Origin of the sequence: Spirosoma flavum, from assembly GCF_042686045.1 — a bacterium.
In the GTDB taxonomy this organism is placed as follows: Bacteria; Bacteroidota; Bacteroidia; order Cytophagales; family Spirosomataceae; genus Spirosoma; species Spirosoma flavum.
On sequence record NZ_JBHUOM010000050.1, the window covers coordinates 81,716 to 91,459 of the forward strand.

Here is a 9,744-nt window from a genome sequence, read left to right on the forward strand (position 1 = left end):
CTACGTAACACCCTCGCTTTAAGAACCCGCTATCTTTGCCGCTCAACGTAATCGAAAAAATTATGCGCTTTATCGCCGTTTATAACCAGCTTCAAACCTCAACGGCAGTAGGTTTCGACAGCTTGATCGATGCTCTTGACTTTCTATTCTGGGGCTATGAAGATAACGACCTGACGCCACAGGGTATCTATGATGTATTAACCGATGAATCCATGCCGTACGATCACTCCGGGCAATCAATAACCATACAGACAAGCCTGGATTCCATCCGTTCCATCGCTAAAGCCTATTTAAAAAATACCTATCGGTTCACGGGTCTGAGCTACCCGGGAGCTGCTTAACTAAATCGCGTTTAGGCGTAATGGCGGCTTTACTGATTCCTAGGGTGTTACATCAAAAACGGGTATCAATAATCCGACCTGGATGTCATTGTCAGAGCGTTCAGGCATGAACTAGTCCACTCTACGGTTGCGACTAACTCCCTCCTGTAAGAGTATGTCTAAATACGTCAAAAAATCAAGCCGTTATTTTTGTCTGTTTATCATCAATGAATCACGGCGGTCATTGCTTCGGTTAAGGATGATTTCTTTCTCAAAATCGTATGGAGTCAACCGGAATTGCTGAACGAAAGGTGTTAAAAAAGATTCAGAAAAGGCGTCAGAAGGTGATTAAGACGTATGAAAAATTGATAAAAAAACTGGAAGGTCACCTGGAAAAAGTAAACCGGCTGGAGGAAGAGGAGGAGGTCGTCAGTACAGTTAGACTTACTATTAGTACAGGGCTCAATCAATCGAGAAAATTTCTGGAGAAAATACAAGATGACTATCAAAAAGCGGTCTTCAAACAAATCAAAATTTAGATCAACAATAGGTTCACTACCAGTCATTTTGTTCTTCCCTACTAACTTGCAGACTCGTCTATATCTGTCCTGAAATAAGGTCATTTAACGGTGTCGTTGAAAACATAACATAAACTTAATCGACGATAATCTCCGCACCGGCTCAGAAACTGTTGTGCAACGGTACAGCAGGCTTTATTCCGTTTAGATCTATGGTGTTATTTGCCGACAAATGGATGCCTAAAGTCCAGCTGGTAGCGTTGATGCTTCTGCTTTGGGGGTGCCGCCGGCGTGACGAAAACCTCATCCTGATCGACGGGTCGAGTACGGTCTATCCCATTACGGAGGCTGTGGCAGAGGAATTTCTCAAAACACACCCCACATTATCCGTTGCCATCGGCGTGTCGGGTAGTGGCAGCGGGCTGGCCAAACTACTCGTTAACGAAACCGACATTGCCGATGCATCACGACCCATTACAGCAGACGAACTGGCTATGGGAAAGAAAACCGGACTGGAATTGATTGAACTGCCCATTGCCTATGATGGACTGTCGGTAGTTGTGCATCCATCCAATAACTGGGTGGACAAACTTACTGTGGCTGAATTAAAAAAGATCTGGCAGCCAGCCGCACAGGGCAAACTTATGCGCTGGAACCAGATACGGCCCAGCTTTCCCAACAGCGAAATTCATTTGTATGGGGCGGGTATAACATCAGGTACTTACGACTACTTTACCGAGGCTATAGTCGGCACGCGTCGGTCCAGCCGGGGCGACTATACATCCAGCGAAGACTACAATGTGTTGGTTCAGGGTGTTTCGACCGACCCGCTTGCACTGGGTTATGTGGGGCTGGCTTATTACCTCGAAAACAAAGCGAAACTTAAGGCAATTCCCATTGATGATGATCAGGATAGTACTGGAAAAGGAGCGATTATGCCCACCTATCAGAATGTCCGAAGCGGTATTTATCAACCATTGACCCGCCCCCTGTTTGTGTATATGAGCCGCGAACAGGCACAGCGGCCCATTGTGCGGCAGTTCATGTCGTTTTTTCTGGCCAACGCGCCTACTTTGGTAAAGGAGACTGGCTACGTTCCTTTTTCAGCGGCTATTTATCAACGTGTGCGGCAACGTTTTATGAAAGGACAAACTGGCTCGCTCTTTGCTAAAAAAAGCGCTGGTGTCAGGATAGACCAGTTGCTTAAGTAACCTACTACATGGCAGATCGCAACACCCCAAACCGGCCCCGGCAACGCATAATTGAGCGGGGTATCGAGTTGTTGCTGGCTTTGTGCGGCAGTATCAGCCTACTCACCACGCTCGGTATTCTGGGTGTACTGGTGTGGGATTCCGTTGCGTTTTTTCAGGATGTCTCAATTCTGGATTTCCTGACCGATACCCAATGGACACCTTTATTTGCCGATAAGCACTTCGGCATTTTACCCCTGCTGAGTGGTACCTTTCTCACTACTCTCATTGCTTTACTAGTCGCGTTGCCACTGGGATTGCTGATTGCCTGTTATCTGAGTGAATACGTCCGGCCAGCGGTGAGAAACGTGTTAAAACCGCTTCTGGAGTTGCTGGCAGCCATCCCGACGATTGTCTACGGCTATTTCGCCCTTACGTTTGTGACACCCCTGCTGCAACACCTTATTCCGGGCCTGGCCGGTTTTAATGCTCTATCGCCTGGTTTGGTGATGGGATTTATGCTCTTACCGCTCGTCTCGTCGCTGAGCGAAGACGCCATGCAGGCGGTTCCTTCTGGATTGCGCGAAGGTGCTGCGGCCCTCGGCGCTACCCGTATGCAGACAGCCTGGCGGGTTATTATTCCAGCCGCTTTCTCCGGGGTGATGGTATCAGTCATTCTGGCGATTTCCAGAGCCATCGGTGAGACAATGATTGTGGCGGTGGCCGCCGGGCAACAACCTCGACTAACGCTCAATCCACTGGTACCTGTAGAAACCATTACCACTTACATCGTGCAGGTCAGCCAGGGCGATGTAGCACAGGGCTCTCTGGAATACAATACTATTTTTGCGGTTGGGTTAAGTTTGTTTCTGCTAGCTTTTGGGTTGAATACGGTGGGTTATTTTCTCAATCGACGCTATCGCGAACACTATGACTAACCCCATTTCTTCGGTTAACCGGCGAAACGACTGGCTCTTTCGCGGACTCGGTATTCTGGCTACCGGCCTGGGTTTGGCTACTCTTTTGCTACTGTTAGGCGCTTTGCTATGGGATGGTTTGCAACGGCTTGATGGTGCCTTTTTAACCACCGGGGCTTCTCGTTTCGCTGAAAAAGCCGGGATTTTACCGGCGCTTGTCGGTACGGGCTGGCTCATGATCCTAACCGCCTTGCTGGCCATTCCGGTGGGCGTTGGGGCAGGCGTCTATCTGGAAGAGTACGGTAACAATAATCGGTTTGCCGCGTTTCTGGAAATAAATATCAACAACCTGGCCGGGGTCCCATCGGTGATTTATGGGTTGCTGGGCCTTCAGGTTTTTTCACGGGGACTGCATCTGGGGGCTAGTTTTATGGCTGGTGCGCTGACGCTCTCGCTGCTCATTTTGCCGGTAATCATCGTGTCCACACGCGAAGCCTTGAAAACAGTACCGGCTTCGATTCGCGAGGCTTCCTACGCGTTAGGCGCCACACGCTGGCAAACTATCTACCAACAGGTGTTGCCCGCTGCGGGTAGTGGTGTATTGACAGGAATTATTTTGGCTTTATCGCGGGCTATCGGCGAGACGGCCCCCCTGATCGTTCTTGGGGCTAAAGTATTTGTGTCAACCCCGCATTCGCCATTCGACCCCTATACAGTGCTGCCCCTACAGATTTACAACTGGATTTCACGCCCGCAAACAGCCTATTTTACCAATGCTGCTGCCGCCATCATCATACTGCTACTCATTACGTTTCTGCTGAATGGTATGGCCATTTACCTTCGCAATCGGTGGAACCACCAGGCAAATGGATAACCTAAAGACTAACGACCAAGAATCACCGCCTGCCAAGATGGACGCTGAGTGCGTTAATTTTTTCTATGGGAAAAAACAAGCGTTAAAAGATGTCAATTTATCCGTTCGGCCCAATCAGGTAACGGCCCTGATTGGGCCATCGGGTTGCGGCAAATCAACGTTTCTGCGACTGCTCAACCGAATGAACGACTTGCTGCCGGAGAGTCGGATGGAAGGGACTATTCACCTCGACGGGCAGGATATATATGCACCGGGATATGATGTGTACGAGCTGCGTCGACAAGTCGGTATGGTGTTTCAGAAGCCGAATCCTTTCCCAAAATCCATTTTTGACAATGTAGCCTATGGATTAAGAATCAATCAGTTAAAAACTGGTCGTGAACTCAACGAAACGGTGGAAGCCTCGCTGATCCAGGCGGGTTTGTGGGACGAGGTGAAAGATGATCTTAAAAAATCGGCGTTGACACTGTCGGGTGGTCAGCAGCAACGGTTATGCATTGCGCGAGCCTTAGCCATCAAGCCGACAGTAATTTTGATGGATGAACCAACCTCGGCCCTTGACCCAATGGCTACCGACGTTATTGAAAAATTAATTACCGAATTAAAAAAAGACTATACCGTCATCATCGTGACCCATAACATGCAGCAGGCCCGCCGGGTCAGCGATGAAACAGCGTTTTTTTACTTGGGAGAATTAATCGAGATGAACAACACAAAGGCCTTATTCGAACAACCACGGGAAGAAAAAACCCACAGCTACCTCAACGGACATTTCGGGTAATTTTGATACCGCAGTGTAATTAACCACGCCGAAGCATGTCAGCATAGAGGTCGGGCAATTCGCTTTCCTCAACGGCGCGGGCGGCCTTTTCTACATCGTAGGCAACCCGCACAAATTCGACATGGATTCCATCTTTTGAACCAGGTCTGGCGGCTTGGTCAATCGTCAGAATCACATAGCACGCCCTGGGGTCGCCGTCCTTTGGCTTGCCCACCGAGCCGATATTGATGGCGTGCCGAAGGTATGTTTCCTGGCCTTCCGGATCAGCACTGACAACTTTGTGAAAAGGTTTATGTGTATGGCCGAAGCAGAGAATATCAGCACCAGCGCCTTCCAGCACACGCCCCAGACTTCTATCACCCCGATCCTCGAACAGATACTCATTTACGCGCCGGGGGCTGCCATGTACCAATAAAAGCGAAAGAGGAGGTTGTTGCTGCCAGAGGTGGGCTGGATCATTGCCCAACTCGAATTCGAGCCGGATGTGGGTAGGTAGTGTGCGCAGATACTGCCGCTCGGCGTCGCCCACGGTTTTATTGGTGTAGGCAATGGAAATTTTGCCCATTGCCTTTTCGTCTTCTTCCCGGTAAGCACATCCGCAATCATCACTGCTGCGGCCAATGCCAAAATCATAGTTTCCGGCGATAGTTGGAATGCCACGCCGACGAATTTCTGCAATCACTTCGTTGGGCCAAATATTATACCCGACCAGATCGCCCAGGCAATAAACGGCGTCTGGCTGGCGGCTATCTATGTCGGAAAGGACCGCTTCCAGGGCGGGCAAGTTGGCGTGAATGTCTGAAAACAGGGCTAATTTCATCTGGTTGAAGGGGTAAAAGAAAGACGTTGTTTCAAGGCAAAGTTGACCATCAAAATTAACACAGGCACCTCGATGAGGGGACCCACAACGGCGGCAAACGCGGCTCCGGAGTTAATACCAAATACAGCAATGGCGACGGCAATACCCAACTCAAAATTATTTCCCGCTGCGGTAAAGGCCAAAGAGGTAGATTTGGCATAATCGGCCCCGGCCCGCTTGGAGAGGTAAAAAGCAGAAAAGAACATGATCACAAAATAGATCGTTAGAGGCAGGGCGATTCTAAAGACATCAAATGGGATAGAGACGATCAACCGTCCTTTTAGACTGAACATGACCACAATTGTGAACAACAGGGCGATGAGGGTAATCGGACTCACTGCGGGCAAAAAGGTCTGCTCGTACCAATTAGTTGTTTTCAGCCGTGTCAGGATAAAGCGGGAAAGAATACCGGCCAGGAACGGAAGGCCAAGATAAATAAATACACTCTTAGCTACTTCCCCAATTGTGATGTTGACGGTGTAGCCCTTCAGACCAAACAGGGGTGGCAGGACGGTGATAAACACGTAGGCGTAGACTGAATAAAACAGAACCTGGAACACGCTGTTGAAGGCCACTAAACCAGCCGCGTACAAGCGGTCACCCCGCGCCAGATCATTCCAGACAATAACCATTGCAATACAGCGGGCAATGCCGATCATAATTAAGCCGGTCATGTACTCGGGCTTGTCGGGTAGAAAGATAACCGCCAGTCCAAACATCAGCAGCGGGCCGATTATCCAGTTCTGCACCAGTGAGAGCAGCAATATTTTAGGGTCATTGAATACCTTTGGCAATTCCTCGAAACGGACTTTGGCCAGGGGCGGATACATCATCAGAATAAGCCCAATGGCCAGTGGCACATTGGTGGTGCCGACGTTAAACTGATTGATAAAACTTTCCGTCTGAGGAAAAAAGTAGCCTAGGGCCACGCCTACGGCCATTGCCAGAAAGATCCATAGGGTCAGAAACCGGTCCAGAAAGGAAAGCCGGGGTTGTTCAAGTTGAATGGGTAAAGACATACTGTTACGGTTAAGTGGTTGAAAGAGGCTCATTTGGAGCCAAAAATCGGCTAATCTGGTCAGCGGTTGTCCGGGCGGTTCGGCCAACGCCGATCAGCGTCGCGGAGGCAAAACCCGTCCAGGAACCATACCCTACCATCCACAAACCGGGCATTCCCTGGACTTGCGTTTCCTGCGTACGAACTTTCCCGGATGCCTCCAGAATGCCAAGTGGTTGCAGATAACCCGTTGCCGGACGAAAGCCGGTGCACCAAATGACCGCATCGAAGGGCTCCTCCCGGCCATCAGTCCAGACAACCCCGGTTGGTGTCATCCGCACAAAGGGCCGCACGCTGGTCAATATTCCCCGGCTGCGGGCATCCTGAACAGAAGGGACCATAACGATGTCACCCAGGCTCCGGGCTGGTACTCCGGTTGTTCCCTGATGGTAGCGCTCAGTAGCCCGCTGAAATAGAATCCGCCCGTATACATCATCGGGTAGAAAGGTTGGCTCCTGTTCGGTAACCCAGCGTGTTTGGGTAAGCTGAGATACTTCGGCCAGAATTTGCGCGCCCGAGTTGCCACCCCCTACAATGAGCGTGCGCAAACCGGCTAGCGGTCTGGGCTTCCGGTACTGAGCTGAGTGAAGCTGTAGCCCGGTATACGCAGACCGCTCCGGATAATCCGGGATGTAGGGTTGGCTCCACGAACCCGTTGCATTCACCACGGCTCGGGCCTGATAGTCTCCGCTGGCGGTTTGAACCAGGTAAACCTGCCCATCGTAGGTAATACGCTCTACACACACGGGCCGAACTATGGGTAATTGGTATTTGGACTCGTACTGGGTCAGGTAATCAATGACCCAATTTCGATCCGGAAAGCCAGCGGTTGTAGCCGCCGGACGAGGCATGGGCCAGCCGGGTAAAGACGAGGCATCTGCCGGGGAGAATAACCGCAGGGAATTCCAGCCGTGTTGCCAGGCCCCGCCGGGTTGGTTCTGCTCGTCGAGGATAACAAACTGAAGACCCGTCCGGCGCAGAAAGTAGCCCATCGCTAGCCCACTCTGGCCTCCGCCAATCACAATCACATCAATTTGGCTGATGGACGGCTGGCGACTCTGGGTTGGACGTGTATTCATAATATTAATTGGCGGGTCGGCAAATTCAGTAGAGAAAAAGCATTTTGTTCAATGGCATGGGTAGCCCGATCGACATCACAAGTTACCCGAACGAATTTAGCCGGCATACCACTCAGATCTGACGGATCACAGCCATCATTCAAATCAATAGACTATACACTTCCATTGGTCATGTTGAATTAGTTGACAATCAGGTTTCGTTTCATAACAATGGCCGAGACCGGGCAGAGACCATCAAACTGGGGTGTCCGAGTAATCGAGTCCGGCACCTGTGCTCGCTCAACTGCCGTGAATCCTAACCGGGCAAAATAGGCGTCAGCTGTTGTAGTGATCAGATATAACGTAGCTAGACCTTGCTGGCGGGCTTGCTGGACAAGTTTCTCAATAAGCTGGCGGGCAATATGCTGACTTTGGTACGAGGGCCGAACGGCGACTGAACGTAGCAAGCCATCGGTGCCAAGTGGTTCAATACCTGCCGAACCAATCAACGTCAAGCCATCGAAGGCCAGCCAGAAACCAGTCAGCGTTGGGGGCCAGTCCTCCGTAACCAGGTTAGCTTGCTTCAGTAGTGCGATCACCTGCGGATGATCGTCGAGCCGGGCCGCTTGAAGGTGAATTGTCATACAAAAGACTCAATTGGATGTTAAAAACTATGTTAGCAGCAACCTCCACCGGGTGTACAGACTTGTGTTTGTGGGCTATCGACCGTGGGCATTCCTTCAGTCCGGTTCGATGTAGCCGCGACACCCGATGATTGGGTTTCCCCCGGCTTTCGGGCATACACCGTGATGCTTTCAATGCCGACACCCGATGCCCGATAAGTGGCAATTTGATCAGGGGTCAGATAATGAGAAAGGATATCATCAGGCAGAAAAATGGACTTTTCTTTTTGCAGAGTCAAGCCAATAAAACCCGTCTCCTCAACCAGGTCAAGATACGCCTGCTTTTGAATAGCGCCCGAAACGCACCCGGCATAGAGCTCCGCTGCCTGACGAAAGTTATCGGGTAAATCGCCTTTCAGGACAATGTCAGAAATACTAAAATGACCACCAGGTCTGAGAACCCGGGCTATTTCGGCAAATACTGCCTTTTTGTTGGGTACCAGATTCAGTACACAATTGGATACAACTACATCGGCAACACTATCGCCAACGGGCATATGCTCGATATCACCCACCCGAAATTCAACATTGTTATAACCCAAAACGTCGGCATTGTGGCGGGCCCGCTGGATCATAGCCTCGGTAAAGTCGATGCCGATCACTTTACCCGTTGGCCCCGTCTCATGACGGGCAACAAAGCAATCGTTTCCGGCTCCCGATCCGAGATCAATAACCGTATCACCCGGCTGAATTCGGGCAAATTGAGTGGGCAAACCGCACCCCAGTCCTAAATCGGCCTCAGGTACATAGCCCGCCAGGTGGCTATAATCATCGGCCATAATAGCCGAATTATCAACGGGTGAATAACTGACGGGGCCGGCTCCGCAGCAGGAAGCCGCGTTCTGCTGTCGGCTTTGATTGGCAACGGCGGCATAGGTTTCTTTGACTACTGTCTTCAGATTAGTATCATTACGTTGCTGAGTTTCCATACAATCTATTGGTATATTGTAATATTACGATTCAAGTGGATAAAAAAAGCAATCGGTCATGAACAACAACTGGGAAAGGCCGCCAAGTCAAATACCAGACCAAAGGCCTGACGGGCTTCTTCCCAAACGGGCTCGTTGATACAATAGCACACACGTGGGGGATCAATCTCGCCCTGAATAATGCCGATGCGCTTTAATTCCTTTAGATGCTGAGAAACTGTCGCCTGAGCCAGAGGCAACTCATCGACTAAATCCCCACAGACGCAGGCTTTTTTCTCGGCCAATAATTGCAGGATAGCCACCCGAGCCGGATGGGCAAATGCCTTAGCCAGATCCGCAATGCGGTTTTGTTGTTCGGTGAAGATTTCAGTCTTGGTCACGCCCATATAACAAAGGTAGACAATTCTTTTCTTATCGTAATAGTACGATTAATTTTTTTGACAGTAATCTGCGTAAAAAAAAGACCAGAGCAAGGCTCTGGTCTTTTCAATGCGACACCAATATAAATTAAAGACTTATTTATCGTAATTGGCATTTTGGGGATCCCAATTGGCCCAA

The 9,744-nt window shown here is 50.2% G+C and carries 13 protein-coding genes; 6 read left to right on the top strand and 7 right to left on the bottom strand.

The annotated features are described in order from the left end of the window. The first annotated feature begins 62 nt into the window (after positions 1-62). The 6 genes from ACFS25_RS31355 (at position 63) to pstB (ending at position 4,600) form a co-directional block, all read left to right on the top strand. A complete protein-coding gene (locus ACFS25_RS31355; RefSeq protein ID WP_381509099.1) occupies positions 63-341 on the top strand; it encodes a hypothetical protein in 279 nt (92 codons plus the stop codon). A 260-nt stretch (positions 342-601) separates the two neighbouring features. Next, entirely contained in the window at positions 602-859 is a 258-nt protein-coding gene (locus ACFS25_RS31360) for a hypothetical protein (protein ID WP_381509101.1), read from the top strand. Positions 860-1,074: 215 nt separating this feature from the next. Continuing rightward, positions 1,075-2,049, top strand: a complete 975-nt coding sequence (locus ACFS25_RS31365) for a PstS family phosphate ABC transporter substrate-binding protein (protein ID WP_381509103.1) — start codon at positions 1,075-1,077, stop codon at positions 2,047-2,049. A gap of 8 nt (positions 2,050-2,057) precedes the next feature. After that, entirely contained in the window at positions 2,058-2,966 is a 909-nt protein-coding gene (gene pstC / locus ACFS25_RS31370; RefSeq protein WP_381509105.1) for a phosphate ABC transporter permease subunit PstC, read from the top strand. Beyond that, on the top strand, positions 2,959-3,819 hold the full coding sequence (pstA, locus tag ACFS25_RS31375; protein ID WP_381509107.1) for a phosphate ABC transporter permease PstA: 861 nt from the start codon (positions 2,959-2,961) through the stop codon (positions 3,817-3,819). Before pstC ends, pstA begins: the two co-directional genes overlap by 8 nt. Beyond that, on the top strand, positions 3,812-4,600 hold the full coding sequence (pstB, locus tag ACFS25_RS31380; RefSeq protein ID WP_381509109.1) for a phosphate ABC transporter ATP-binding protein PstB: 789 nt from the start codon (positions 3,812-3,814) through the stop codon (positions 4,598-4,600). Before pstA ends, pstB begins: the two co-directional genes overlap by 8 nt. A gap of 19 nt (positions 4,601-4,619) precedes the next feature. On the opposite strand, the gene ACFS25_RS31385 is transcribed toward pstB, so the two are convergent. The 7 genes from ACFS25_RS31385 to ACFS25_RS31415 form a co-directional block, all read right to left on the bottom strand. Beyond that, a complete protein-coding gene (locus ACFS25_RS31385) occupies positions 4,620-5,420 on the bottom strand; it encodes a metallophosphoesterase family protein (RefSeq protein ID WP_381509111.1) in 801 nt (266 codons plus the stop codon). Beyond that, the gene (arsB, locus tag ACFS25_RS31390) at positions 5,417-6,478 is read right to left on the bottom strand and encodes an ACR3 family arsenite efflux transporter (protein ID WP_381509112.1); all 1,062 of its coding nucleotides are present in this window, start codon (positions 6,476-6,478) and stop codon (positions 5,417-5,419) included. Before arsB ends, ACFS25_RS31385 begins: the two co-directional genes overlap by 4 nt. Before the next feature lie 10 nt (positions 6,479-6,488). Then, positions 6,489-7,595: an ArsO family NAD(P)H-dependent flavin-containing monooxygenase gene (locus ACFS25_RS31395; protein ID WP_381509114.1), complete on the bottom strand. Its 1,107-nt coding sequence runs from the start codon at positions 7,593-7,595 to the stop codon at positions 6,489-6,491. Positions 7,596-7,774: 179 nt separating this feature from the next. Continuing rightward, entirely contained in the window at positions 7,775-8,218 is a 444-nt protein-coding gene (gene arsN2, locus ACFS25_RS31400) for an arsenic resistance N-acetyltransferase ArsN2 (protein ID WP_381509116.1), read from the bottom strand. 32 nt (positions 8,219-8,250) lie between these two features. Beyond that, positions 8,251-9,186, bottom strand: a complete 936-nt coding sequence (locus tag ACFS25_RS31405) for an arsenite methyltransferase (protein WP_381509118.1) — start codon at positions 9,184-9,186, stop codon at positions 8,251-8,253. Between the two features lie 56 nt (positions 9,187-9,242). After that, on the bottom strand, positions 9,243-9,572 hold the full coding sequence (locus ACFS25_RS31410; RefSeq protein ID WP_381509119.1) for an ArsR/SmtB family transcription factor: 330 nt from the start codon (positions 9,570-9,572) through the stop codon (positions 9,243-9,245). Further along, a partial coding sequence (locus ACFS25_RS31415) for a hypothetical protein (RefSeq protein WP_381509121.1) occupies positions 9,563-9,744 on the bottom strand: 182 nt, incomplete at its 5' end. The genes ACFS25_RS31410 and ACFS25_RS31415, both read right to left, overlap by 10 nt.

What these genes read in the sequence shown, in the direction of transcription:
- ACFS25_RS31355 (WP_381509099.1), top strand. Translation starts at nt 63, where the DNA reads ATGCGCTTTATCGCCGTTTATAACCAGCTTCAAACCTCAACGGCAGTA.
- pstC (WP_381509105.1), top strand. Translation starts at nt 2,058, where the DNA reads ATGGCAGATCGCAACACCCCAAACCGGCCCCGGCAACGCATAATTGAG.
- ACFS25_RS31405 (WP_381509118.1), bottom strand. Translation starts at nt 9,186, where the DNA reads ATGGAAACTCAGCAACGTAATGATACTAATCTGAAGACAGTAGTCAAA.
- arsN2 (WP_381509116.1), bottom strand. Translation starts at nt 8,218, where the DNA reads ATGACAATTCACCTTCAAGCGGCCCGGCTCGACGATCATCCGCAGGTG.
- pstB (WP_381509109.1), top strand. Translation starts at nt 3,812, where the DNA reads ATGGATAACCTAAAGACTAACGACCAAGAATCACCGCCTGCCAAGATG.
- ACFS25_RS31410 (WP_381509119.1), bottom strand. Translation starts at nt 9,572, where the DNA reads ATGGGCGTGACCAAGACTGAAATCTTCACCGAACAACAAAACCGCATT.
- ACFS25_RS31365 (WP_381509103.1), top strand. Translation starts at nt 1,075, where the DNA reads ATGCCTAAAGTCCAGCTGGTAGCGTTGATGCTTCTGCTTTGGGGGTGC.
- ACFS25_RS31385 (WP_381509111.1), bottom strand. Translation starts at nt 5,420, where the DNA reads ATGAAATTAGCCCTGTTTTCAGACATTCACGCCAACTTGCCCGCCCTG.
- pstA (WP_381509107.1), top strand. Translation starts at nt 2,959, where the DNA reads ATGACTAACCCCATTTCTTCGGTTAACCGGCGAAACGACTGGCTCTTT.
- ACFS25_RS31360 (WP_381509101.1), top strand. Translation starts at nt 602, where the DNA reads ATGGAGTCAACCGGAATTGCTGAACGAAAGGTGTTAAAAAAGATTCAG.
- ACFS25_RS31395 (WP_381509114.1), bottom strand. Translation starts at nt 7,595, where the DNA reads ATGAATACACGTCCAACCCAGAGTCGCCAGCCGTCCATCAGCCAAATT.
- arsB (WP_381509112.1), bottom strand. Translation starts at nt 6,478, where the DNA reads ATGTCTTTACCCATTCAACTTGAACAACCCCGGCTTTCCTTTCTGGAC.